A 24,137-nucleotide genomic window follows, 5' to 3' on the forward strand; every position below is an offset into this window, starting at 1 on the left:
GGATGAATGTGTTCGAGCTGGAAGTCTTCGAGCAGACCTCGGACTACTCCGAGCTTCGGCTGTCCAGCGGCGACGGGAAGCCGAAGACGCGGGCGCTCGACAAGGCCGCCATCGAGGAGCTGATCGGGGTGGTGGAGCATGTCTACACCCCGCATGCGATCGCTCAGAAGCTCTTCGAGTCGTCGCAGCTGCGGGAGCTCGGGGCGAAGCTGGCGGAACTGCTGGACTCCGACGAGCGGTGGCTCGAGGACGTCCTCGGCAGCCCGCCGGGCAGCACGCTGCGGATCACGGCGGCCGAGCGGCTCCGGCATCTGCCCTGGGAGCTGCTCGCCAGGGACGGCGCCTATCTGACCGTCTCCGGGACGGCGCCGCTGCTGCCGGTGCGGGCCATCGGCACCAACGCGGCTCTCAAGGAACCCGTCGCTCCCGGTAACCGGCCCCTGCGGGTGCTGTTCATGGCCACCTCCCCGGAGGGGGTCACGCCGGTGCTGAACTACGAGCGGGAGGAGGGGGAGATCCTGGCCGCGACCTCGCGCGCCGGCAGCGAGCTGGTGGTCGAGGAGAGCGGCACCCTGGACGGTCTGCGGTTCCTCAGCCTCGACCACGGTGAGGGCTATTTCGACGTCCTGCATCTCAGCGGCCACGCCACCATCGGGAAGGACGGGCAACCCGTCTTCGTGGCCGAGGACGAGCTGGGCCGGCGCTCCGATGTGACCGCTGATCAGATCGCCCAGGCCATGGCCGGGTACTGGCCCCGCCTCGTCTTCGTCTCCGGCTGCCTCACCGGGAACGCGCCCGACGGCGGAACGCTGCCGTCGATGAGCGAGAGCCTGGTACGGGCCGGTGCCCCCGCCGTACTGGGATGGGCTCTGCCGGTCGGTGACCTGGCGGCGACCGAGTTCGCGGCACAGCTCTACCAGGCGCTCGCCGACGGGCAGCGCCTCGACCGGGCGATCGTCGAGGCCCGCCGGCACCTGTTCGCCCAGAAGAGCTGCGACTGGCACCTGTTGCGGGTCTACGCCGACCGTTCGCCGCTCGCGCCCCTGGTCACGCCGCTGCGGACGTTCGGGCGCGCGCTGCCGCGGATCCGTTCCGCCGACCAGGACTTCCTGGATCCGCAGACCCGGCTGTCCCGGGTGGCGTCCCGGGCCGCGTTCGTCGGGCGGCGGCGCGTCATCCAGCGCTGTCTGCGGACCCTCAAACAGCCCCTGGGTGGGCCGGGCGCCGCGGAGGCCCTCGTCCTGCAGGGGATGGGCGGTCTCGGCAAGAGCAGTCTCTCCTCCCGGCTGCTGGAGCGGATGCCCACCCACCAGCGTGTCGTCTGGTACGGCCGGGTCGATCCGACCAAGTTCCGGGAACTCACCGACAAGATCGATTTCCCGACCATGGAGCAGCAGATCGAGGCCACCAAGCTGCTCGACAACGAGCAGGCCCCGCTCGCCGTCCGGCTGCGGTTCCTGTTCAAGGGGCCGCTCGCGCAGACGCCGTGCCTCTTCGTGTTCGACGACTTCGAGGAGGGCAACCTCGAGGAGCGCAACGGCGGCTACGTCCTCTCCGCCGAGATGGCCGACATCCTGCCGGCGCTGCTGAAGGCGATCCGCGAGACCGGCAGCCCCAGCCGCGTCATCATCACCAGCCGGTACCGTTTCCCGGAGCCCGCCGGAACCACCGTCGTCGTCGAGGCGCTGGAGACCCTGTCCCAGGTCGAGCAGGACAAGAAGATCTCCAACCTGGCCAACCTGCGGCCCGGTTCCGCTCTCGACCCCGGCATCCGGGAGCGTGCCATCGAGGCCGCGGCCGGCAACCCGCGTCTGCTGGACTGGCTGGACCTGATCGTCGCCGACTCCAGCCTCGACATCGACGGCTTCATCACCGCCATCCAGGCCGAGGCGGACCGTTTCCGCCGGGAGACCATCCTGGCGAAGAAGCTGCTCAGCTCTCAGCCCGAGGATCTGCGGCGGATGCTCGCCAAGGTGAACGTCGTGGAGCTGCCGGTGCCGGCCGAGACGGTCCGCGCCGTCCACGACCATCCGGACGCCGACAAGCACATCCGGCGGGCCGCCGATCTCGGCCTCCTCGAAGAGGGCACCGACCCGGAGAACGGCCAGCCCCGCTACTTCGTCTCCAACGTCCTGCGCCCGCTGATCCGCCCGCTCCTCACCGACGAGGAGCACGTCGCGGCGTGCGCTGCGGCCGCCCGCTCCCTCTACAAGATCTGGGTCACCGACCCCGCCGAGTCCGATTCCACGTCATGACGTCCGTTGAACGATGGCTGGAGGTGCACCGCCTGTCGGTGGCCGGCGGGGAGCCGACGATAGCCCGAGACCTGGCACGCCGGCTGTCGCCGACATGGCTACAGCGGTCGCGGTTCACCGATGTTGTGGCTCTCGCATGCTCGACCCTGACGTTGGGCCCGGACGCCGCTGCGCTACATCATCTGGGCAGGGCTCAGACCGCCATCGGCCTGCACCGGCAGTCGCTGGTCTCATATGAGCAGGCCCTGGTCCTGTGCCGGTCGGCCGGCGACGAGTCGAACGAGGCGGTCATTCTCAACGAACTCGGCGTCGCACACAACCGCCTCGGCGACTCGCAGCTAGCGCTGGAATTCCTGGAGCAGGCTCTGCCCCTGGCCCGGGAGACGGGAAACCGGATAGGGGAGGCGGCTGCGCTGAACAACATCGGTAGCGTCCACAAGCGTTTGGGCGATCCACGTCGGGCGTTGGGCTACTACGAGCAGGTGGTGCCCATCGTGCGAGAGATCGGCGATCAGGGTGGCGAAGCGGCAGCTCTCAACAATATTGGTGGCGTGTACGACGAGTTGGGTGATCCTCGTCGGGCGTTGGGTTACTTCGAGCAGGTGGTGCCCATCGTGCGGGATTCGGGCAATCGGGCCGGTGAGGCGATAGCCCTCAACAATATCGGGCTCGTGTACAGCGCACTGGGTGATCAGCTTCGGGCACTGGAGTATTGCGAACAGGCGCTGCGGATCCAGAGCGAAGTGGGCGATCGGGCGGGTGAGGCGACAACCCTCAGCAATATCGGTCTTGCGTACAGCGACCTGGGCGATCGGCGCCGGGCGGTGGGGCACCTCGCGCGAGCGGTGTCCATCCGCCAGGAGATGGGTGATCGGATTGGGGAGGCGATCACCCGGTTCAACAAGGCGATGGTTCATCGGGCTGCGGGCGACCTCGATCAGGCTGTCCGAGAACTCGAGTCCGCCGTCGAGCTTGATCGACAAATCGACTACCGGGACCTTGATGCCCATATTGCCGCGCTCGAGCACGTGCGTCAGGAACTGGCACGGGCGCGCGCCGCATCCTGATTTCGCGGCGCTCCGCCCGTACCGGAAACGGGTTCAGGGGTTTGTGGCTTCCTGGCGGATCCGGTCGAATTGCGCGCCCATCGCCTCGGCCAGGGCCTGTGCCGCCGAGAGCGGGCGGACCATGACCATGAACGAGTCGATGAGGCCGTTCTCGTCGTAGTGCAGGAAGTCGCAGCCGGTGATGGCCTTGCCGTCGACCTTGGCCTCGAAGACGAGGGCGTGGTCACGGTCGTCGGCGATCTCGCGGACGTAGTGGAAGTCCTCGAAGACCCGCAGCACGCCGCGGAGGATGGCCGCGGTGATCGGCTTGCCCTCGTAGGGCTTGAACGCGACCGGGCTGGTGAAGACGACGTCGTCGGCGAGCAGCGCCTCGATGGCGGCGGCGTCGCGGGCTTCCACGGCTTTACGGAAGGTGGTCATCGATCCTCCGGGGGGATAGTCAATTTGTTGACTATAGCCGCCCGGGTTCGCCGAGTCCGCCGACCAGCCGTCCAGGGTGATGGAGCGCGATCCGTGGCCAGCGACCGGTGTCCAGGCGTGCCTCCAGCAGGTGCAGCGCGGCCAGATCGTCGGCGGGCTGGAAGGCGCAGTGGCCGGTGGCGTTCACGTAGAGGCTGCGGAAAAGATCCGGGCGGTGCCGGGTGTGCGCGGCGTACCAGGCGACGTGCTCGACCGGGACCAGCTCGTCGACGAGGGTGTGCATGGTCAGGTGCGGAACCCGCAGCGGTCCGTTCACCATCGACGAGTGGCGCAGGTCCGCGACCGCCCACGGGTCGGCGGTCACGTCCGCCGTCGCGGTGAGCCGGTTCAGGTCGGCGCGCAGGTCGAGGCCCGCCTCCCGGTAGAGGGCCCGCACCTGCACCGAGTGAACACTTCCGGTCAGCAGGGCGCGGTAGTCGACGCCCTTGTTGTAGGCGCTGTTGCCGCCCGCGGAGAGCTCGATCTGCTGGCGGGCGGTCACGTACCGGCTGAGGGCGCCGCCGGCGGTGAGCGCGAGGAACTGCCGCTGCTGCTGCTCGGCCGGGTCGCCGGTCCCGCCGGACAGGTTGAACAGGGCGGCGGCCAGCGCGATCCGGGCGCGGCCCTGGGGCGAGGCCTGCGCCTCGGTGGTCACGGCGAGGATGTCGGCGGCGGCCTGCGCGGCCTGCTCCGGGCTGTCGTAACGGACCAACGGGATGGTACGGCCGGGAGCGAGCAGTTCGGAGAGCGCGTGCAGCCCGTCCAATTGGTAGTTGTTGAGGTTCAGCCCGCCGGCCACGATCCCGCACGTGGTGAGCACCCCGTCGATGCCGCCGCGCGGGTCGTGCGCCTGCCGTGCGCTGACCAGGCCGCCCATTGATCGTCCGATGGCGATGGTCCGTCTCGGCGGCGTGCCGAGGACGTCCTCGAAGGCGCGCAGGGCGGCGCGCTGGTCGGGGAGAGCGGTTTCCAGTGCCCACATGGTCGGGCCGGAATAGGAGGAGCCGACCATGGCGTACCCCTCGGCGAGCAGCAGCTCCCGCGTCCGGTCGCTGGGCGCGTCCTGCGGGCGCAGCGGGCCGAAGCCGTGCGCGAAGAGCAGGACCGTGCCGTTCCAGTCGTCCGGGATGTGGCCCAGCCAGGTGGCCCCGCTCGCAAGCGTGCCGCGGTGCTCTCCGGCGGGTGGGGCCGCGGTGGCCGGGCTGCCGGGCAGCGCGGCCGCGACGGCCAGAGTCATTGCCAAGGCCAAACACTTCACGGTACGCATGAGGTCCTCCCTGAGGCTCGCGTGCCCGCCATCGTCCCGCCGTATATTTGAGAAAGTCAATGATTGAGGTTTTCAATGTCTGAACATCGGCTGCTCGGATCGGACCTGGCCGCCGACCCCGCCTTCCTGCTGGCTCGTGCCCGTGCGGTGACCAGCGGCGCCGCGAACGCCCGCCTGGCGCCGCTCGACCTCAAGGTCCGGTCACTGTCGGTGCTGTGGCTCGCCGGCCAGGACCTGGGGCCGACGCAGCGGGAACTCAGCGAGTTCCTGAACCTCGACCCCAGTCAGGTGGTGGCTCTCGTCGACGAGTTGCAGCGGCGCGGGCTGGTCGAGCGCCGCCCGGACGAGCGGGACCGGCGCTCCCGGATCATCGTCGCCACGGCCGACGGCCGGGAGCTTCTGGAGCAGGGGCTCACGGCGGTGCGGGTGGCCGGTGACGTCAGCTTCGCGAACCTCACCGACCGTGAGCGCAAGACCCTTGCCGAACTGCTGACGAAGGTCGCCTTCGGCTGACGTTCCTAGGAGGCCTGGAGCTGCCACATCGCTTCCGGGCTCTCGGTCGGGTTGGCCAGGATCAGCCAGTCCGGCCGTTCCGCCTCGAAGACGATGGAGAGCCGGCCGGTGGTCTCCCCGAAACCCTCCGAGCATCCCGTGATCGCGCCCACCACGGAACCGTCCGCGGTCCTCAGCTGGAACTTGCCCAGGGCCAGGACCGCCGCATCGGCCGCCGGCTCCACGGTCAGGTCGACCGTGACCCGTGGACCCGAGGCGCAGCCCCCGGTACCCGTGGTGGCCCGGGTGGGCGTCACTCGCAACTCGGTCTGGTCCACGAACACCGTCACCGGCTCACCCAGCCACTGGTCCAGGGCGTTCGGGTCGGCGACCTGAACGCGTCCCTTGGTGAAGAACGAGTCGATGATCGCCTGCTTCCCGACCTCGTTCCCGGCCGGCTCCTTGGCCAGAATATTCCGGCCCACCAGGAGAATCACCAACAGGGCGAGCATCGATCCCAGCACGCGACGCCATAGTTCCGGCGTCCATCCGCTGCCGTATCCGCCTGCCATCCCGCCTCCAAGATCAACGCCGTGACGGTGGATGCTACGACACCGCCGGACGGCTGCTTCGATGGAGGAGTGATGAGGCAGAACAGGACATCGCCGCCGCTGGTCCGGATCGATCTCGGCGAGGTGCCGTACGAGCGGGCCATGACCGACATGGACGAGTGGGTCCGGCAGCGGCGTGAGCGGGCGACCGGGGACCGGCTGTTCCTGCTCAGCCATCCGCCGGTGGTCACCTACGGGCGGGCCACCAGCCCGGAGCACCTCGCCGCGCTGTTCCCCGGCATCCCGGCGGTGCCGACCGACCGGGGCGGGCTGGCCACCTACCACGGCCCCGGCCAGCTCGTCGGCTACCTCGTGCTGGGGCTGCGCGAGCGCGGACCCGGCGACATCGTCCGCTGGCTGGAACTCGGCCTCATCACCGCGCTCGCCGACCTCGGCCTGACCGCCGTCCGCCGGGACACCCCGCGCGGCGCCACCAGTCTGGTCGGGGTGTGGACGCCGGACCACCGCAAGGTCGCCTCGATCGGGATGCGGGTGCGCGGCACGATCACCAGCCACGGCTTCGCCCTCAACATCGACCCGGACATGTCGGTCTACGACACGTTCACCGCCTGCGGCCTGCGCGACGTCGAGATGACCTCGGTACGGCGGATGGCCGCCGAGCAGGGCGTCCGGATGCCGTCGGACGCCGAGATCCGGGACGCCGTCGCGGCCCGCCTCGGAGCGGTCACGACGGGCTGAACGGTGACTACTTCCCGGCGAGCGCGGCGAAAACGGCCAGCAGGACGCCGACTCCGGCGTTCACCGCGATGACGAAGCCCCGTTCCCACCCGGCCGGGGCCAGGGAGACGCCGACCACGACGGTGACCACCGCGGCCACGGCCATGCCGATCCGCGCCGCGCACTGATCCGCGGTCCCGTGGCGCCGGCGCAGCACCGACGACAGGATCACCAGCGCGCCGACCGAACCCGCTACGCCGGCGATGAGCATCGGCACGCCGAGCTCCGGCACACCCGACCGGATCCCGTCGGCCCCGCTCCACGCGAGCAGACCGAAGATCACCACAGCCATCGCGTGCAGGACGGTGCTGACGACTCGTACTTCAGGCATGGCCCATCGTGGCATCCGGAGGTGCCGATTCCCAGATCAGAATCTGGCGGTGACGGGTGAAACCGTTACGCCTGTAGAAATCGACCGCCCGGCGGCCGGAGTGGACGGTCACGTGCAGCAGCCCCCGTTCGCGGGCCTTCGCCAGGATCGCGGCCATCAGCGCATCCGCCACATTGCCCCTTCGCACGATCACCCGGCGGAGTCTGGAGAGCGTCGTGGTCGAGGTTTCGCTCACGACCCTTTCCCGGTACGCGTGACGTCGTCCCGCCTCATCGGGGCCGTTCCGTCCGGTCGGCGCGATCTCGCTGCCCACTCCCGCCTGTGCCGCGCCCGCCGGGCGTAGATCGGTGACCGGGCGGGCCGGCCGATCGCCGCGTTCTCATGCGCCGCCGGTCACGGCCGGATCGCCATTCGGCCACCCCGAGCGGGTGGTCACGCTCTTTCCGGCCAGGCACCCGGGTTGCCCACTTTCGGCCGTCACGCCGGTCGCCCGAGGCGGGTGGTCGCGGTCCCGCGAGGTGGGTGGGCACACACGGTGGCGGTGTCGTGGTCGCCCACATGGCAGACAGCCGTGGCAGCCGCACACGCGGCGTCTTCCGTGTGCGGCCACCACGGCTTCTGCCGACCGGCCGTGTGCGCCGGCCTGGGAAGGCGAGCCGCGCGCGGCCACCGGTCACGACCGGCCAGCCATCGGGAGGCCGTGCCGATCGGAGGTCAGCCGGCCGCCCGCAGCCGTCCGATCTCCGCAGTAGCGGTGTCGTAGTCGACCCCGACCGCCCCGAGCCTCGCAACGGCGGCGTTGTCCGTCGCGGCCAGCAGACCGAGCAGCAGGTGTTCGGTGCCGACGTGGTCGTCGCCCCACCGCCGGGCCTGCTGAGCGGCCCGGACCATCACCTCCTCGGCGGCCGCCGTGAACGGGATGTGGGACGGCGACGGCCGCTGCCCGGGCGGCAGGATCTCGGCGATCGCGTCCTCCGCACGCGCACACGAACCGGCGAGGCCGGCCACCACCCGCGCCGCCAGTCCACGCCGCACGGCGAGCAGCGCGAGCAGAACGTGTGCCGGCGCTATCGCCTCACCGCGGCGGTCCTCGGCCTGCTGCCGGGCCAGCCTCACCACGCGCCTCGCGCGATCGTCGAACCGGGAGATCGGTGCCTCATCGCTGATCACGGCCGCTCCAGGACTTCCGCCGACATCCGCTCCCACTATGGCAAAGCGCCGTCCGGCGGTGTAGGGCACACTCCGCGGATGGAATGGTTCTCGGTTCGGTGTATTTGCCGGTTCGGCAACGGGACGCCCGCGACTTACGAGGAACGGATCACGCTCTGGCGTGCGTCGACGTACGCCGAAGCAGTGACCTCGGCCGAGGCCGAAGCGAAAGCGTATGCCGCCGATGTGGCCGGTGAATATCTCGGCTTGGCGCAGGTCTACGCCCTGTCCGACGAACCCGGTCACGGGGCGGAGATCTTCTCCCTGCTCCGTGGGAGCACCCTCGAACCGGACGCCTATCTGGACGCGTTCTTCGATACCGGAGACGAGCGGCAGGGCGCCATCGAGTCCCCATAGCGACAGCGGAATCGGACTGACGGCGGCTCAGCCGAGGTGACGGGGGTGGAGTGGACCGCCCAGCTCGACGGAAAGCTCGCCGAGGAGGCGCCGGTAGGCGATGCCGTCCTGTCGGGGTGACTCGTCGCCGATCTCGATGGCCACCTCGTCCGCGAAGAAGGCCGACTGCTCCAGTTGCGAGAGGAGGTCGGTCCACCGCACGCCGGTCCGGGTCATCCGCGCGGTGGTCGTGCCGATGTCGGTGCCCTTGCGGAGGCGGCGCCGCTGGGCGCCGGACAGGCTGATCGTGTACCGCGAGGAGGCCCGGTCCGCGATGTCGTCGACCCGGGCCCGCCAGCGGTAACTGGCGCCCGGCGCCAGGTCGCCGGGACGGAACTCCAGGGGCGGGGAACCGCCCACGTTCATCGTCTCGCCGCCCCCCAGCCGCTCGTACTGATAGATCAGCTCCTCGCCGTTGCCGTCCGCCAGCGCCGTCGTCAGTGCGGTGCCGGTCACCGGCCGCCCCGGGCCGGTCACACAGACCTTGTGGCCGGCGGTCAGTAGCGGGGTCGGCGCCGGCGGTACCGGCGCGGCCGGAACCCACAGTGCCGGGTCGACGTAGGTGCCGTCCGGCCGTGAACAGACGACGACAGCTGACGTGTTCGGCTGGTCGCGGTATTCGTCGAAGATCTTCTGGGCTGTTTCCCGGCAGCGCGCGCACAGCGGGGCGGGCCCGGTTCGTACTCCGTGATGCCGAGCCCGGCGATAGGGGACCGGGGAGATCGCGCAGGCGTTCCTCGTCTCCGAGCCGGCGATGGCGGCCCGGCTGACCCGGGCGAAGAAGAAGATCACGGCCGCCCGGATCCCGTTCCGGGTGCCCGGCGAGGCCGACTGGCCGCAGATCCTGACGCTCTACGACGACCTGTCGGGGGTGTGGCCGTCACCGGTGGTGGCGCTGAACCGTGCGGTGGCGGAGGTCCACGGGCCGGAGCCGGCGCTGGCCGAGGTCGAGTGGCTGGAACTCGGCGGTCGCCTGGCCGGTTACCGGCACCTTTCGGCCGTTCAGGCGGACCTGCCGCGGCGGCTGGGCCGGAACGCCGAGGCGGCCCACGCCTACCGGCGGGCCCTGGATCTGACCGGCAACGAGACCGAACGCGCCTATTTCACCGAACGCCTGGCCGAGGCCACCACGGTCAACCCACGGGGGCGGTCGACTCGCGGGTGATCAGGCGGCACGGGACGGTCTCGGTGCCGGAGCCGAGGGTGCCGCCGATCGCGGTGAACAGGCGCTGGGCGGCCAGGCGGCCGAGCTGTTCCAGGTTCATGTCGACGGTGGACAGCGGCGGCCGGGCGTTGGCGGCCAGGATGTTCCAGTTGTCGAATCCGATCACCGCGACCTGGGACGGCACATCGAGTTTCTCCTGGTGGAGGACGTCGAGGACGCCGCGGGCGATCTCGTCGGAGCCGGCGAAGACGGCGTCGATCTCCGGGTCGCGTTGCAGCAGCATGCGGGTGGCGCCGCGGCCCCACGCCTCCGACCAGTTGCCGAACCACACCTGATCGCCGGCGAGTTCGAGGCCCTCCTCGGTGAGTCTGGCCAGGGCGCCGGTGGCGCGGTCCTGGGCGGCGCCGTAGGTGGCGTCGCCGGTGATGTGGGCGATGCGGCGGCGGCCGTGCCTGATCAGGTGGTCGACGGCGAGGCGGCCGCCGCCGATGTTGTCGGTGACCAGGGACAGGTCGGCCGGGTCCTCGGACGGCGCGTACGCGTAGATGACCGGCACCGGCAGCTCGCCCAGCGACGGGCGGGCGTCGGGGCGGGCGCCGACCACGATGAGCCCGTCGACGCGGCGCGACAGCAGGGCCCGCAGGTGGTGCTTCTCGCGCACGTTGTCGCCGCGGGCGTCGCAGAGGAACACCGATGTCTGGTCGGATCCGAAAGCGTCCTCGGCGCCCATCAGGATCGGGATGGAGAAACGGCCCTCCAGGTCGGAGGTGAGCAGCCCGACCGTTCCGCTGCGCTGTGTGATCAAGCCCTGGGCGAGGGTGTTGGGCGAGAAGTTCAGCTGCTCGGCAGCGCGAATCACCCGGTCACGGGTGCTGGCGCGGACCTGGGGCTGTCCGTTGAGGGCCTTCGACGCGGTCGCGATGGAGACGCCGGCGAGCTTGGCGACTTCGCGGAGCGTGACGGGACGGTTGGTCACGGGAGCACCTCCACATCGGAGCGGGTCATCGAAGCTCTTGACAACGGTTTTTCCTCCGTATTACGTTCCGGAAAACCTTTTCGGTACGCCTGGCTCGTACCTCTTCACTGCTCAACTCGTCCCGAGCGTACCCGCGAATATACCCGCACCGAAACTCACCGAAAACCGGAGGTGCTCCGTGCGTCGAATATTGAGCGCCGCCCTGGCAGGCCTGCTCATCACCGGGCTGGCCGCCTGTGGCGGGGACGGCGACAAAGGAACAGCCGCCCCGCCGGCCGGCGCCGGCGTCGAGGGGGTCGACGACGGCTCCGAACTGACCCTGTGGACCCGCGCCCCCCTCGAACTGCAAGCCAATGCCCTGGTGAAGGCGTACAACGCCTCGCACAAGAACCAGGTGAAACTGACCATCGTCCCGAACGACGACTACGTGGCCAAGGTCGGCGCGGCGGCCGGCAGCGGCGACCTGCCCGACCTGTTCGCCGCCGACATCGTCTACGTGCCGAACTGGACCAAGTCGGGCCTGTTCTGGGACCTGACCGAGAGCATCGGCCAGCTCTCCTACGCCGACAAGATCAACCAAGGGCACGTCCAGGCCGGCACCTACGAAGGCAAGAAGTATGTGCTGCCCTTCGTTCTGGACCTGTCGGTGGTGTTCTGGAACAAGGGGCTCTACAAGGAGGCGGGACTCGACCCGGAGAAGGGCCCGACCACCCTGGACGAGTTCAAACAGCAGGCCCTCGCCGTCCAGAAGCTCGGCAAGAAGGACGTCTACGGCACCTATTTCGGCGGCAACTGCGGCGGTTGCAACGTCTTCACCTGGTTCCCGATGGTCTGGGCCAGCGGTGAGGAGGTGATGGACCCGGCCGGCACGAAGTCGATGCTCAACGGCCCGGCCGCGCAGAAGGTCTACTCCACCTGGCGGGAACTGCAGGCGGCGGGTGCGATCGCGCCGGGCGCGAAGGACGAGACCGGACCCACCTGGGTCGCGGCCTTCCAGGAGGGCAAGGTCGGCGTGATGCCCTACCCGGCGACGCTGCTGCCGACCGCGTCGCAGACCGTCGATGTCGGCGTCACCGCGATCCCGGGCGTCTCCGGTGGTGGCTCCACGTTCGTCGGCGGCGATGGCATCGGCATCTCCAAGGACTCGAAGAAGACGCAGCAGTCGTGGAACTTCATGTCCTGGCTGATGTCCGAGGCGGCGCAGGTCGAGGTGCTCGCCAAGAACAACTCCAGCGTGGCCCGCACCGATCTGGTGGACAACCAGTATTCGGCCAAGGACCCGCGGGTGGTGACGATCAACAAGGCCGCGGCCTCGCCGCAGAGCAAGACCCCGGTCTCGGTCAACTTCCAGCAGGCGTTCAACGCGCCGGGCAGCCCGTGGGTCACCCTTCTGCGCAATCAGGTGTACGGCGACGCCGGCAGCCTCGAGAAGGACAACGAGGCCCTGACCGGAGTCCTGGCCCAGTGACGAGTGGCGGCGCCCGGTGGCGGAAACCGGGCGCCGCACCAACCCGAAGGACCGACCCACCGTGGCATCTCCCGTCAGCACCCTGGAACAACAACGGAGCTCGCCGGCCGTACCGGTGAAGGGTTCGAAGCGACGTCGCAGGCCGAAGCTGACCGGATGGGCCTACGCGGCACCCACCGCGTTGTTCGTCCTGATCTTCTTCGTCGTGCCGGTGATCCTGGTCGCGCGGATGTCGGTCTCCGACTGGGGGCTGTTCACCGGCGACCGTGGCTGGAACGCGCCGGAGAACTACCAGGACGTCATGGACGACCGGCTGCTGTGGCCGGCCGTCTGGTTCACGATCAAGTACACCGTCGTCACCACCGTCATCCTGCTCGGCCTGGCGCTCGCCCTGGCACTGCTGGTGCAGGAATCGAGCCGCTGGACCGGCATCCTGCGCAGCTCCTTCCTGGTGCCGTCGGCGCTCGGCCTGGCCTCGGCGTCGCTGCTGTTCTACGCCCTCTACTCGCCGCAGAGCACCCCGCTCGGCTTCCTCGGCATCGACTCGTTCCTCGGCACCCCGAACTCGGCGCTCTGGTCCACGGTGGCGCTGATCGTCTGGCGGTTCGCCGGCTTCTACATGCTGCTGTTGCTGGTCGGGTTGCAGAGCATCTCCGGTGACGTCTACGAGGCGGCCCGCCTGGACGGCGCCAGCCGGATGCAGACCTTCCGGCACATCACGGTGCCGCTGCTGAAACCGTCGCTCGCGCTGTGCGCCATCCTCTGCGTGACCGGCTCGCTGCTGGCCTTCGACCAGTTCTACATCCTCACCAAGGGCGGCCCGGACAACAGCACGATCACCATCGTCCAGCTGGTCTACAACATGGCCTTCTACGGCCAGAACAACCTGGGCCGCGCCGCCGCCCTCTCGATCCTCGTCCTGGCGGTTCTGCTGGTCGTCAACGTCCTGCAGTTCCGTGGCCTGCGCGGCAGGGAGGACTGACCATGCGCACCCCGCAGCACGTCGTCGGCGGCGGCCTCGCCGTCCTCTTCCTCTCCCCGCTGGTGTGGGCCGCGGTGGCCTCGGTCAGCCCGCAGGCCGGCACCGCGCAGACCTCCGGCTGGGGCCTCGGCAACTACCAGACCCTCGCGAACTACCAGGCCGGAATCGGGCAGTACCTGCTGAACTCGACGATCGTGTCGGTGTGCACGGTGCTGTTCACGCTGGGCGTGTCCCTGCTCGGCGGGTACGCGTTCGCGATGTTCCGCTTCCCCGGCCGGAACCTGCTGTTCCTGGTCACCCTGGCCATCCTGATGGTGCCCTACGCGACCCTGCTGATCCCGCTCTACGTCCTGCTCAACGACCTCGGCCTGCAGAACTCGCTGGTCGGGCTGGCGCTGGTGCTCACCATGTTCCAACTGCCGTTCGCCGTCTTCATGATGCGCATCTCCTTCGAGGCGGTGCCCAAGGAGCTCGGCGAGTCGGCGCTGGTCGACGGCTGCGGCAGCTTCCGCGCCCTGCTGCACATCATGCTCCCGGCGGTGCGGCCCGGCCTGATCACCGTCGGCCTGTTCGCGTTCCTGGCCGCCTGGAACGACTTCATCACCCCGCTGGTGCTGATCAGCGACTCCGACCGGGCGCCCCTGCCGCTGGCCGTCGCCAACATGCGCCAGCAGGTGATGGGCATCGTCGACTACGGCGCCACCGAGGCCGGGGTGGTCACCCTCGCACTGCCCTGCATCCTGCTGTTCCTCGCCCTCCAGCGGCACTACGTCCGCGGGTTCCTGTCCGGCGCACTGAAGGGTTGACTCTCACGTGACGATCGAGAAAGCCGTCGTGTCCGGCGAATGGACCGGGCGCGGCGGGACTCCGGCTGCCCCGAGCGCCGGCCGGCTGCGGCCGCTGGGCCTGCACGAGGTCACCCTGCGTCCCGGGTTCTGGCAACGGCGGCAGCACACCAGCCGGACCGCCTCCTTCGACCACATCGAGCACTGGCTGGAACGGGCCGGCTGGCTCGGCAACTTCGGCGCGACCGTGGAGGGCCGCCGCGGGCGCGAGTTCTCCGACTCCGAGGTCTACAAGTACCTGGAGGCGCTGGCCTGGGCCGGCGATCCGGCGTACGAGGACCGGTTCCACGCCATCGTGGCCCGGGTCGCCGCGGTCCAGCAGCCGGACGGCTACCTCAACACCAACTTCGGGCGGCCCGGCCAGGCCGCCCGCTACAGCGACCTGGAGTGGGGCCACGAGCTCTACTGCTACGGCCACCTCATCCAGGCGGGGGTGGCCCGGGCCCGCACCCACGGTCACGACGACCTGGTGACCGTGGCGGTGCGCGCCGCCGACCACGTCTGCGACACGTTCGGCCCGGACGGCATCGGTTCGGTCTGCGGGCACGCCGAGATCGAGCCCGCCCTGGTCGAGCTGTACCGGGTCACCGGCAACCGCCGCTACCTGGACCAGGCCCGGCTGTTCGTCGAGCGCCGCGGCCGGCAGGTGCTCGACGACATCGAGTTCGGCCGCGCCTACTTCCAGGACGACATGCCGATCCGCGAGGCCCGGGTGCTGCGCGGGCACGCGGTCCGGGCCGTCTACCTGGCGTCCGGCGCGGTCGACGTGGCCGTCGAGACCGGCGACACCGAACTGCTGGAGGCGGTCGCCCGGCAGTGGCGGGCCACGGTCGCGCGGCGTACCTATCTGACCGGTGGCATCGGATCCCGCCATCAGGACGAGGCGTTCGGCGACGACTTCGTGCTGCCGCCGGACCGCGCCTACCAGGAGACCTGCGCCGGGGTCGGCTCGATCATGCTGGCCTGGCGGCTGCTGCTGGCCGAGGGCAACCCCCGCTACGCCGACCTGATCGAACGGGTCCTGTTCAACGTCATCGCCACGTCACCGTCCGACGACGGCACCCGATTCTTCTACACGAACACGCTGCACCAGCGGGTCCCCGGCATCGAACCGGCCGCCGACACCCTGGTCCCGCGGGCCGCGTCCAGCCTGCGCGCGCCCTGGTACGCGGTGTCCTGCTGCATGACCAACCTGGCCCGCACGTTCAGCAGCCTGGCCGCCTACCTGGCCACCACCGACGACGACGGCGGCGTGCAGCTCCACCAGTACACGCCGGCGTCGATCCGGGTGGGCGACATCGGTCTGGACATCGACACCGAGTACCCGGCCGACGGGCGGGTCACCATCCGGGTGGTGTCCGCGCCCGAGACGGCGTGGACGCTCACCCTGCGGATCCCGCACTGGGCCACCGAGGCGACCCTCGACGGCGTGCCGGTGGCGCCGGGCCTCGCCGCGGTGCGTCGCCGTTTCACGGCGGGCGACACGCTGGTGCTCGATCTGGCGGTCCGGCCGCGGCTCACCTTCCCCGACGCCAGGATCGACGCGGTACGCGGAAACGCCGCCGTGGAACGCGGACCGGTCGTCTACTGTCTCGAATCCCTCGACCTGCCACCCGGCCTGACCGTCGACACCGTCCGCCTGGATCCCGCCGCCGAGCCGGTGGACCGCGACGGCGCCGTGATCGTCACCGGGCACATCCACCCTGGCCACGACACGAGCTGGCCCTACGGTCCGCCCCCCGCTCCGAGTCTCGCTGATTCGGTGGAGATTCCGCTCCACCCCTATCACCGCTGGGCCCGTCGTGGTCCGTCCACCATGCGCGTCTGGCTACCCACCACCTGACCCCGTCCCCTCGACCGGAAGTGAGCGCCACCGTGATCTCCCGTCGACACCTTCTCCAGATCGGCGCGGCCGCGGCCGGCGCCACCACCCTCGGCGTCCCCGCCGCCGCGTCCCCGGCGTCGTCCAGAAAGAAGGTCAACGGCCTGCCCGTACCGAAATCCTGGAAGGCCGTCCCGTTCGACCTGGACCGGGTCACCCTGGCCCCGAGCATCTTCACCGAGAAACGCGACCGCATCCTCGCCTACGCCCGCGCCTACCCGGCCGACCGAATCCTGGCCAATTTCCGGGCGGCCGCCGGATTGGACACCCTCGGCGCGCACCCGCCCGGCGGCTGGGACGACGCCACCGGCAATCTGCGCGGCCACTACAGCGGCCACTTCCTGTCCCTGCTCGCGCAGGCGTGGGCGGGCACCGGCGAGGCTGTCTTCAAAGAGAAACTCGACTACATCGTCACGGCGCTCCAGCAGTGCCAGGACGCCTGGGCCGGGCAGGTCGGTCAACCCGGCACGCCGCCGCCCCCGGCCACCTGGACGAGCGAGGGTCTGGAGCTGTCCGGCGACGGCCAGTACGTGGGCCTGCCGGACGCCACCATCGACGGCCTGACCCAGGCGACCGTCGTCATCCGACTCAAGATCAACGAGTTGCGGACGTGGTCGCGGGCGTTCGACTTCGGGGCCGGCCCGGCCGTCAACATGTTCCTGACCGTCCACGACGGCACCGGCCCCCGGTTCGCCATCACCACCAGCGGCAGCGGCGGCGAGCAGCGGATCCCGGTCGCCACCCCGTTGCCGGTCGGCGAATGGGTCGACCTCGCTGTCACCCTCGACGGCCAGGTGGGTGTTCTGTATGTCAACGGGGTGGCGGCCGGCACCAACCCGGCCATGACGCTCACCCCGGCCGACCTGGGCGCGCCCAAGAACAACTGGATCGGCCGCTCCCAGTACGGCGACGCCGGCCTGAAAGCGGTCGTCGGTGGGTTCCACCTGTTCGACCGGGCGCTGACCGCCGGCGAGATCGCGGCGAGCACCGGCAATCTGGCCTGGTACCGCTTCGACGAGACCAGCGGGACCACGGTCGCCGACTCGTCCGGCCGGAACTGGGACGCGGCCGTCGTCACCGGCGCCGGCGGACCGCCCGGCCCCAGCCACGCCGGTTTTCTGGCCGCCTACCCGGAGACCCAGTTCATCCAGCTGGAGCAGTACGTCACCTACCCCGCGATCTGGGCGCCCTACTACACCTGCCACAAGATCATGCGCGGGTTGCTGGACGCGCACACCCTCACCGGCAACGCCATCGCCCTCGACGTGGCCCGCGGCATGGGGGAGTGGGTGCACTCCCGGCTGTCGAGGCTGCCCCGCGAGCAGCTCGACCGGATGTGGTCGCTCTACATCGCCGGCGAGTACGGCGGCATGAACGAGGTGCTGGCCGACCTGGCCGCCCTCACCGGCGACCGCACCTTCCTCACCACCGCCCGGTACTTCGACAACACCGGGCTGCTCGCCGACTGCGTGGCCGGAACCGACACCCTCGACGGGAAACACGCCAACCAGCACATCCCGCAGTTCCTCGGCTACCTGCGCCTGTTCGAGCAGGGCGAGGGCACCGGCTACCGGACCGCGGCCGCCAACTTCTTCGACATGGTCGCCGGTCACCGCACCTACGTGCACGGCGGCACCGGCCAGGGCGAGGTGTTCCGCGGCCGGGACGTGATCGCCGGCAGCATCGTGGGCGCCACCAACGCGGAGAGCTGCGCCGCCTACAACATGCTCAAGGTGGCCCGGAACCTGTTCGCGCACACCCCGGACGCCCGGTTCCTCGACTACTACGAGAAGACGCTGGTCAACCAGATCCTCGCCTCGAAACGGGACGCCGACAGCACCACTGACCCGCTGGTCACCTACATGGTCCCGGTCGGGCCGGGCGCGCGGCGCGGCTACGGCAACATCGGCACCTGCTGCGGCGGCACCGGCCTGGAGAACCACACCAAATACCAGGACACCGTCTACTTCCGGTCGGCGCGCGACGACGCGCTCCACGTCAACCTCTACATCCCGTCGACGCTGCGCTGGGCCGAGCGCCGGGTCACGGTCACCCAGGCCGGCGACTATCCGCGCACCCCGGCGACCACCCTCACGATCAGCGGCAACGCGCGCTTCGACCTGCGGCTGCGGGTGCCGTCGTGGGCCGGGTCCGGCTTCGCCGTCACGATCAACGGCAAGAAGCAGAGGGTACGGGTGGGAAGCGACGGCTACGCCGGTTTCGAGCGCTCCTGGCGTACCGGCGACCGGGTCGAGGTGAGCTTCCCCTACCGGCTGCGCGTCGAGCCCACCCTCGACGACCCGGGCCTGCACGCCCTGCTCTACGGCCCGATCGCCCTGGTGGCCAAGTCGGCGAGCACCGCCTATCCGGAACTGCCCGCCGACCTCGCCGCGGCCGTCCAGCCCGGCGACCGGCCGATGACGTTCACCACCGGGGACGTCACGTTCGAGCCGTTCTACCTCGGCGACACGGCCGCCTATCACGCGTACGTCCGCGCCCGCTCCTGAGAGACTCGCTCCTGAAAGAAGAGCCATGCCGAAACCCCGCCACACAGCCGGGGCGACCGCCGCCCTGCTCATCTTGACCGTTCTGTCCCCGGTCGCCGCCCAGGCCGCCCCGAACAGCGCCACCCCGTACCCGGTCTTCAAAGGCGACGCGAATCCGGTGCCCGACGACCGCACCGGCTACCACACCCGCAACCAGCTCCAGGCGATCTTCGACGCCGACGTGGCCGCCGGCGCCGGCAGCAGCACCGACAACGACTTCTGGATCGACCGGATGCTGGCACGCACCGGGAACCAGCCGGGTGGCTCCAACGGCGACGCCAACCAGTACCTGTTCAGCCGGGGCCGCGCCCTGTTCATGAAGACCCACCAGCCGGGCATGCTCGGGTTCGGCGGCGAGGTCGCCTACATCGAGTCGATCGCCGGTGGCCAGGGCGCCTACACCATCACCGCGTCGGTCGGCGGCACCGAGGTGGCCCTCACCGAGGATCCCGCCCAGCGGAAGCAGACGCCCAGCTACTGGCGGGGCGTGTTCACCGACAGCGCGGCCGGGCTGCGGGTGGTGCAGACCAAATACATCACCGACGCCAACGTCGCGGTCACCGACCTCGAGGTGAGCAGCGGCAACGGTACGGCCGAGGACGTCACGCTGGTCGCCTCGTCACCGTTCGCCCGTACCGTCGAAGGGTCTGATCCTGAACTGGCCGGCGCGGTGCGCGCCTTCAACAAGCTGACCGACCTGTTCCCGCGATTCTCCGGCGACGGGTTCGCGCCGGCCGATGGCAGCTTGCGGCGGACCGTGAGCGTTCCGGCCAGCGGGTCGGTGCGGGTGAAGGTGCAGCTCGGGTTCGTCGCCCGGGAGGTCCCGGCGTCGGCGGGCGAGTACACCCGGTTCCGCGGGCTGAGGCCGGCGGACGCGTTCCGGGAGCACGTCACCGTTTACAACCGGTGGTGGGCGCAGAACGTGCCCTACCTGGACACGCCCGAGGACAACATCGACAAGACGCTGTTCTACCGCTGGTGGCTGATGCGGTACAACTTCCTCGACGCCGACCTGCCGGGCAACGACTACCAGTTCCCGACGTCGATGGAGGGCGTGCTCGGCTACAACAACGCGATCGTGCTGACCGTCGGCATGTTCGTCGACGACCTCAAGTACTTCCGCGATCCGGTCTACTCCTACGGGCCGTGGATCTCCGCCGGGGAGGTGGCCAGGAGCGGCAAGTACGTCGACAACCCGGGCGACCCGGCGAACTGGTCCAACAGCTACACCCAGTACATCTCCGAGGCGGCCTGGCGTTCCTATCAGCTGCACGGCGGTCCACCGGCGGTCGCCCGCAATCTCGCCAGGTACGCCGAGTACGACGTGGAGGGTCTGCTCGACGCCTACGACTTCGACGGCAACGACCTGATCGAATACAACTGGGGCGCCATGACCGGCAACGACGCCGACGCGGTGTCGTTCGACTGGCGCTCCGGCTACCTGGACCGCACCGAGAACGCGTACCTGTACTCGAACGCGAAAGCCGCGGCCGCCGCCTACCGGACCGCCGGGGACCCCGCGAAGGCCGCCGAGATGGACGCCCTCGCCGAGCGCATCAGGGCCGCTGTCCTGGAACACCTGTGGGAGCCGGCCCGGGACACGCCCGACGAGATGGGCCACTACGGCAACCTGCTCAAACACCGGCACGTCGCGTCCGGTGACCTGGTGCCGTGGAAGGAGATCAACAACTACTACCCGTACGCGGTCGGGCTGATGCCGAACACCGCCGAACACCGCGAGGGGCTGCGCCTGTTCGCCGACGCCGCCCAGTACCCGATCTTCCCGTTCACCACGGCCAACCAGGCCGACAAGGCGGCCGCCGCGGCGCAGGGCGACCCGGGCAGCAACAACTTCTCGGTGATCAACTCGACGGTGACGTTCCGGATGCTGTCGTCGGTGCTGCGCAACTACCCGACCGGCTACATCGACGCGGAGTGGTACAAGAAGCTGCTCTACTGGAACGCCTGGGCGCACTACCAGGGCAACGGCGACAACCGGTACCCGGACCAGAACGAGTTCTGGGCCGACGGATCGGCCGCGAACCAGAGCATCGGCTACCGGTCCTGGATCCACCACACCATCCTGGGCGCCACCAACTTCACCGTCATCGAGGACGCCATGGGGCTGCGGCCCCGCGACGACGCGAAGATCGAACTGGACCCGATCGACATCGGCTGGGACCACTTCACCGCCAACAACGTCCGCTACCGCGACCGGGACCTGAGCGTGGTCTGGGACGCGCCCGGCGGGACCGACCACTACGACTCGGCGCCGGACGGCTACTCGGTCTACCTCGACGGGCAGCTCGCGTTCACCGCCTCCGGCCTCGGGAAGATCGTCTACGACCCGGCCACCGGGCAGGTGTCCGCGGCGCCCGGCATCACCGTGTCTTCTTCAGCGGCGGTCGCCGTGAAAGCGCCGCAGGAGGTGGCCTTCGCGGGCGACGCCCGGATCAGCGACGTGCTGGCCAAGGCCGGCGCCGACCCGGCCACGAACGTCGCCGCGGGACGGCCGGTCACCGCCACCTTCTCGGCATCCGGCCGCGGACCAGGGGGCGCGGTCGACGGCACCACGATCAACGAGCCTTTCTGGGGTACGGCGGGATCGTCCACCGGCAGCGACGCCATCACGGTCGACCTGCAAGAGCCACGCCGCGTCGATGACGTGCGGGTTCACTTCTACAAGTCGTCCACCACCGCCACGGCACAGGGGTACGAGCCGCCCGCACAGTTGCTCGTCGAATACGACGACGGAACCGGGTGGAAGACCGTTTCCGGCCAGTCGCGCTTCCCCTCGTACCCCCGGGGGAATTTGAATCAGATCCGCTTCCCCGCGGTGACCGCGCAGAAACTGCGGATCACCGTGCAGCACGCGGCCGGCGCGAAGACCGGCATCAAGGAGATTCAGGCGTTCGACAGTGGTGTCGCGGCACCCGAGCCGACCTCGGTGCCGCCCCTCGCGGACGCGTGGATCGACTCCACCTACAGCCAGGCCGGATCGGTGCGCCTGATCGGCCTCGCCCAGGACGACGGGAATCCCGGCGCCGCGCTGACCTCGGTCTGGTCGATGGTGGACGGGCCGGAGGGCGGCACGGTCGCCTTCGACCCGGCGAACACGCCCGGCACGGTCGCCCGGTTCACCGTCTCCGGGCGGTACACGCTGCGGCTAACCGTCGGCGAGTCGACCAGGGACGTGGTCGTCGACGCCACCGCCCTGGCCGAGGGCGAGATCAACGTGGCGTCGACCGCGACCCCCTCGGCCGGCTACACGGCCGGGTGGAACAACGTGAACGCGGTCAACGACGGGAAACCGCCACTGTTCGCCGGTGGGGCCCAGACCGACCTGTGGGGCACCTGGACCGGGAACGAGCCGGCCACCCGCTGGTTGCAGTACGACTTCGCGGCCGGTGTCCGCGTCGACCGGGCGTCCGTCGACTTCTGGTCGGACAGCGCCACCGGCGGCAGCGGCGTGTCCGTGCCCACGTCCTGGAAGATCCAGTACTGGGACGGCGCGAACTGGCAGGACGTCACCGGGGCGAGCGGTTTCGACCCGGCGGTTCGCGGGCGCACCAACGAGGTCACCTTCGACCCGGTGACCACCACCCGGCTGCGGGCCACCTTCAACGCCCTGCCGAACACGGCCGGTACCGCCTGGTCGGCGGTCGGGGTCTCGGAATGGCGGGTGTACGCGGCCGCGTCGTCGTCGATTCAGGGCGTCGACGTCCGTACCCCCGTGGGTGTCGTCCCTGCTCTTCCGGCGACCGTCGAGGTCACTTACGCCGACGGGGCACGCCTGCCGGTGGCGGTCGCCTGGAGTGCCGTCGACCCCTCCCGCGTGGCCGAGATCGGTGACTTCCGGGTCACCGGGTTCGTCGCCGGGACCACCTTGACCGCCTCGGCCCATGTCTGGGTGCGCGGCAGTGATCCGGTGCAGATCAACACGATCGACCCGGTGGCCGTGAGCACCCGCGTCGGTGTGGCGCCGGTGCTGCCCGCCACGGTCACGGTCGGCTACAACGACGGGTCGCGGCAGAGCGGCATCGGGGTCACCTGGGCGGCGATCGACCCATCCGAATATGCGGCCGCGGGCGTCTTCGAGGTGACCGGCCAGGTGGCCGGAACCGACAAGCCCGCGGTCGCGGCCGTCACGGTCGGGGCGGGTGGACCGGATGACACCGCGCCGCCGGTCGCTGTTCTCACGGCCGACCCGGCTGACGCCTGGACCAGTGGGAACGTCAAGGTCACGCTCTCCGCTACGGACAACCGGGACTCCTCACCGGACCTGGAGATCGCGGTCGGGGCGGGGGAGTGGGACGACTACGGCGGGCCGGTCACGGTCACCGCCGAGGGCGAGACCACGGTGAAGGGGCGGGCCACCGACGACGCCGGCAACGTCTCGGCGGTCACGCAGCGGATCGTCGGCATCGACCGGACCAAGCCCACCGCCACGGCCTCGTTCGACTCGGGGGCGCGGGCGGTGACGATCACCGGTACGGACGCGCTGTCCGGGATCGGGGCGGTGCAGTACCGGCTCACCGTCGGTGGGGTCGTCACCCAGGACTGGACGGTGGCGAACGGGGCCGTGCCGGTCGGGTCGGCGGCCACCACGGTCGGCTACCGGTCGGTGGACCGGGCCGGGAACACCTCCGACGCCGGGAGCATCGACGTTCCGGCTGGACAGGCGCCGGTCAATGTGGCACGGACGGGGACGGCCTCGGCTTCGTACACGCCGGGGTGGCTCACCGTCGACAACATCGCCGACGGGGTCACACCTGCCGGGCCGTCCGGGCCCGACACCGACGTGTGGAACACCTGGCCGCAAGTCGGTGAACAGTGGATCCAGCTCGACTGGGCTTCGCCGGTGACCGTGGACCGCACCCGGATCTGGTTCACCGAGGACCTCGACGACACCGGTGCGGGTGTCGCCCCGCCGAGCGCGTGGAAGCTCCAGTACTGGGACGGGGCCGCGTTCAAGGACGTTCTCTCGCCCAGTGCCTACGGCACCTCGGCAACCGGATGGAACACGGTGACCTTCACGAAGGTCACCACCACCCGGCTGCGGGCACTGTTGACCGCCAGTGGCGCCGAGGAGGGCAAGGGTGCACCGGGTGTACAGGAGTGGGAGGTGTACGACGTTCCCGCCCCTGTCGAGCCCGGGTTCGACGTGACGGTCCAGGCCAAGGCGCAGTGCACCGGCGCCAACGCGTATATATCCGTCAACGCACGCAACATTGACGATCAACCACTCAACATTGAGCTGATCACGTCGTACGGGACACGGACGGTCGTCAACGTTGCGCCGGGCAAGGCCGCCTATCAGTCCTTCAACACGCGGCAGGCGTCGGTCGCGGCCGGCACGGCCACCGTCCGGATCACCGGCGGGGCTGACACCGTCTCCGTCGAAGCTCCCTACAGCGCCATCACCTGCGGTTGACCCGGTCACCGCGG

Annotated in this window: 20 protein-coding genes; 12 read left to right on the forward strand and 8 right to left on the reverse strand. The window is 70.0% G+C overall.

Translation table 11 applies throughout. The features are described from left to right. Positions 1–2: 2 nt before the first annotated feature. On the forward strand, positions 3–2,255 hold the full coding sequence (locus KZ829_RS24935; RefSeq protein ID WP_220146400.1) for a CHAT domain-containing protein: 2,253 nt from the start codon (positions 3–5) through the stop codon (positions 2,253–2,255). After that, a complete protein-coding gene (locus tag KZ829_RS24940) occupies positions 2,252–3,322 on the forward strand; it encodes a tetratricopeptide repeat protein (protein WP_220146332.1) in 1,071 nt (356 codons plus the stop codon). Before KZ829_RS24935 ends, KZ829_RS24940 begins: the two co-directional genes overlap by 4 nt. 33 nt (positions 3,323–3,355) lie before the next feature. On the opposite strand, the gene KZ829_RS24945 is transcribed toward KZ829_RS24940, so the two are convergent. Together KZ829_RS24945 and KZ829_RS24950 are read right to left on the reverse strand one after the other, a co-directional pair. Continuing rightward, on the reverse strand, positions 3,356–3,742 hold the full coding sequence (locus KZ829_RS24945; RefSeq protein ID WP_220146333.1) for a nuclear transport factor 2 family protein: 387 nt from the start codon (positions 3,740–3,742) through the stop codon (positions 3,356–3,358). A 31-nt stretch (positions 3,743–3,773) separates the two neighbouring features. Continuing rightward, positions 3,774–5,024 carry an alpha/beta hydrolase family protein gene (locus KZ829_RS24950; RefSeq protein WP_220146334.1) on the reverse strand — a complete coding sequence of 417 codons (1,251 nt, stop codon included), beginning with the start codon at positions 5,022–5,024 and terminating at the stop codon, positions 3,774–3,776. Positions 5,025–5,123: 99 nt separating this feature from the next. On the opposite strand from KZ829_RS24950, the gene KZ829_RS24955 reads away from it, so the two are divergent. Next, positions 5,124–5,561: a MarR family winged helix-turn-helix transcriptional regulator gene (locus KZ829_RS24955; protein ID WP_220146335.1), complete on the forward strand. Its 438-nt coding sequence runs from the start codon at positions 5,124–5,126 to the stop codon at positions 5,559–5,561. Between the two features lie 5 nt (positions 5,562–5,566). Here KZ829_RS24955 and KZ829_RS24960 read toward each other — a convergent pair whose 3' ends face one another. After that, the gene (locus tag KZ829_RS24960; protein WP_220146336.1) at positions 5,567–6,052 is read right to left on the reverse strand and encodes a hypothetical protein; all 486 of its coding nucleotides are present in this window, start codon (positions 6,050–6,052) and stop codon (positions 5,567–5,569) included. A 132-nt stretch (positions 6,053–6,184) separates the two neighbouring features. On the opposite strand from KZ829_RS24960, the gene lipB reads away from it, so the two are divergent. Further along, on the forward strand, positions 6,185–6,850 hold the full coding sequence (lipB, locus tag KZ829_RS24965) for a lipoyl(octanoyl) transferase LipB (RefSeq protein ID WP_220146337.1): 666 nt from the start codon (positions 6,185–6,187) through the stop codon (positions 6,848–6,850). A gap of 7 nt (positions 6,851–6,857) precedes the next feature. On the opposite strand, the gene KZ829_RS24970 is transcribed toward lipB, so the two are convergent. From KZ829_RS24970 to KZ829_RS24980, 3 genes are all read right to left on the reverse strand, one after another. Beyond that, positions 6,858–7,220, reverse strand: coding sequence for a hypothetical protein (locus KZ829_RS24970; protein ID WP_220146338.1), 363 nt, complete (start codon positions 7,218–7,220; stop codon positions 6,858–6,860). Beyond that, positions 7,213–7,455, reverse strand: a complete 243-nt coding sequence (locus KZ829_RS24975; RefSeq protein ID WP_308285646.1) for a GNAT family N-acetyltransferase — start codon at positions 7,453–7,455, stop codon at positions 7,213–7,215. Before KZ829_RS24975 ends, KZ829_RS24970 begins: the two co-directional genes overlap by 8 nt. A 479-nt stretch (positions 7,456–7,934) precedes the next feature. Continuing rightward, positions 7,935–8,390, reverse strand: a complete 456-nt coding sequence (locus KZ829_RS24980) for a Clp protease N-terminal domain-containing protein (protein ID WP_220146339.1) — start codon at positions 8,388–8,390, stop codon at positions 7,935–7,937. Between the two features lie 78 nt (positions 8,391–8,468). Here KZ829_RS24980 and KZ829_RS24985 point away from each other — a divergent pair, with 78 nt between their 5' ends. Beyond that, positions 8,469–8,786 (forward strand): hypothetical protein, encoded by a 318-nt coding sequence (locus KZ829_RS24985; RefSeq protein WP_220146340.1) that lies wholly within the window; start codon positions 8,469–8,471, stop codon positions 8,784–8,786. A gap of 27 nt (positions 8,787–8,813) precedes the next feature. On the opposite strand, the gene KZ829_RS24990 is transcribed toward KZ829_RS24985, so the two are convergent. Beyond that, entirely contained in the window at positions 8,814–9,617 is an 804-nt protein-coding gene (locus KZ829_RS24990) for a hypothetical protein (protein WP_220146341.1), read from the reverse strand. Here KZ829_RS24990 and KZ829_RS24995 point away from each other — a divergent pair. Then, positions 9,580–9,990 (forward strand): RNA polymerase sigma factor, encoded by a 411-nt coding sequence (locus KZ829_RS24995; protein WP_220146342.1) that lies wholly within the window; start codon positions 9,580–9,582, stop codon positions 9,988–9,990. The two genes, KZ829_RS24990 and KZ829_RS24995, sit on opposite strands and share 38 nt — an antisense overlap. Here KZ829_RS24995 and KZ829_RS25000 read toward each other — a convergent pair. Next, entirely contained in the window at positions 9,959–10,966 is a 1,008-nt protein-coding gene (locus KZ829_RS25000; RefSeq protein ID WP_220146343.1) for a LacI family DNA-binding transcriptional regulator, read from the reverse strand. The genes KZ829_RS24995 and KZ829_RS25000 overlap by 32 nt on opposite strands. A 178-nt stretch (positions 10,967–11,144) precedes the next feature. Here KZ829_RS25000 and KZ829_RS25005 point away from each other — a divergent pair, with 178 nt between their 5' ends. The 6 genes from KZ829_RS25005 to KZ829_RS25030 all read left to right on the forward strand — a co-directional run bounded on the left by KZ829_RS25005 (position 11,145) and on the right by KZ829_RS25030 (position 24,123). After that, positions 11,145–12,434: an ABC transporter substrate-binding protein gene (locus tag KZ829_RS25005; protein ID WP_308285647.1), complete on the forward strand. Its 1,290-nt coding sequence runs from the start codon at positions 11,145–11,147 to the stop codon at positions 12,432–12,434. Between the two features lie 61 nt (positions 12,435–12,495). Beyond that, a complete protein-coding gene (locus KZ829_RS25010; protein WP_308285648.1) occupies positions 12,496–13,416 on the forward strand; it encodes a carbohydrate ABC transporter permease in 921 nt (306 codons plus the stop codon). 2 nt (positions 13,417–13,418) lie between these two features. Beyond that, positions 13,419–14,222 (forward strand): carbohydrate ABC transporter permease, encoded by an 804-nt coding sequence (locus tag KZ829_RS25015; protein WP_220146344.1) that lies wholly within the window; start codon positions 13,419–13,421, stop codon positions 14,220–14,222. A 7-nt stretch (positions 14,223–14,229) separates the two neighbouring features. Beyond that, on the forward strand, positions 14,230–16,104 hold the full coding sequence (locus KZ829_RS25020; RefSeq protein WP_308285649.1) for a glycoside hydrolase family 127 protein: 1,875 nt from the start codon (positions 14,230–14,232) through the stop codon (positions 16,102–16,104). A gap of 32 nt (positions 16,105–16,136) precedes the next feature. Then, positions 16,137–18,650: a beta-L-arabinofuranosidase domain-containing protein gene (locus tag KZ829_RS25025; RefSeq protein ID WP_220146345.1), complete on the forward strand. Its 2,514-nt coding sequence runs from the start codon at positions 16,137–16,139 to the stop codon at positions 18,648–18,650. Positions 18,651–18,675: 25 nt separating this feature from the next. After that, on the forward strand, positions 18,676–24,123 hold the full coding sequence (locus tag KZ829_RS25030; protein ID WP_220146346.1) for a galactose-binding domain-containing protein: 5,448 nt from the start codon (positions 18,676–18,678) through the stop codon (positions 24,121–24,123). Positions 24,124–24,137 lie beyond the last annotated feature (14 nt).

It is taken from the genome of Actinoplanes hulinensis (genome assembly GCF_019429605.1).
GTDB lineage: Bacteria > Actinomycetota > Actinomycetes > Mycobacteriales > Micromonosporaceae > Actinoplanes > Actinoplanes campanulatus.

Coding starts and splice junctions, on each gene's coding strand:
- KZ829_RS25030 (WP_220146346.1), top strand. CDS start 18,676: ATGCCGAAACCCCGCCACACAGCCGGGGCGACCGCCGCCCTGCTCATC.
- KZ829_RS24935 (WP_220146400.1), top strand. CDS start 3: ATGAATGTGTTCGAGCTGGAAGTCTTCGAGCAGACCTCGGACTACTCC.
- lipB (WP_220146337.1), top strand. CDS start 6,185: ATGAGGCAGAACAGGACATCGCCGCCGCTGGTCCGGATCGATCTCGGC.
- KZ829_RS25015 (WP_220146344.1), top strand. CDS start 13,419: ATGCGCACCCCGCAGCACGTCGTCGGCGGCGGCCTCGCCGTCCTCTTC.
- KZ829_RS24960 (WP_220146336.1), bottom strand. CDS start 6,052: ATGCTCGCCCTGTTGGTGATTCTCCTGGTGGGCCGGAATATTCTGGCC.
- KZ829_RS24955 (WP_220146335.1), top strand. CDS start 5,124: ATGTCTGAACATCGGCTGCTCGGATCGGACCTGGCCGCCGACCCCGCC.
- KZ829_RS24995 (WP_220146342.1), top strand. CDS start 9,580: ATGGCGGCCCGGCTGACCCGGGCGAAGAAGAAGATCACGGCCGCCCGG.
- KZ829_RS24940 (WP_220146332.1), top strand. CDS start 2,252: ATGACGTCCGTTGAACGATGGCTGGAGGTGCACCGCCTGTCGGTGGCC.
- KZ829_RS24970 (WP_220146338.1), bottom strand. CDS start 7,220: ATGCCTGAAGTACGAGTCGTCAGCACCGTCCTGCACGCGATGGCTGTG.
- KZ829_RS24945 (WP_220146333.1), bottom strand. CDS start 3,742: ATGACCACCTTCCGTAAAGCCGTGGAAGCCCGCGACGCCGCCGCCATC.
- KZ829_RS24985 (WP_220146340.1), top strand. CDS start 8,469: ATGGAATGGTTCTCGGTTCGGTGTATTTGCCGGTTCGGCAACGGGACG.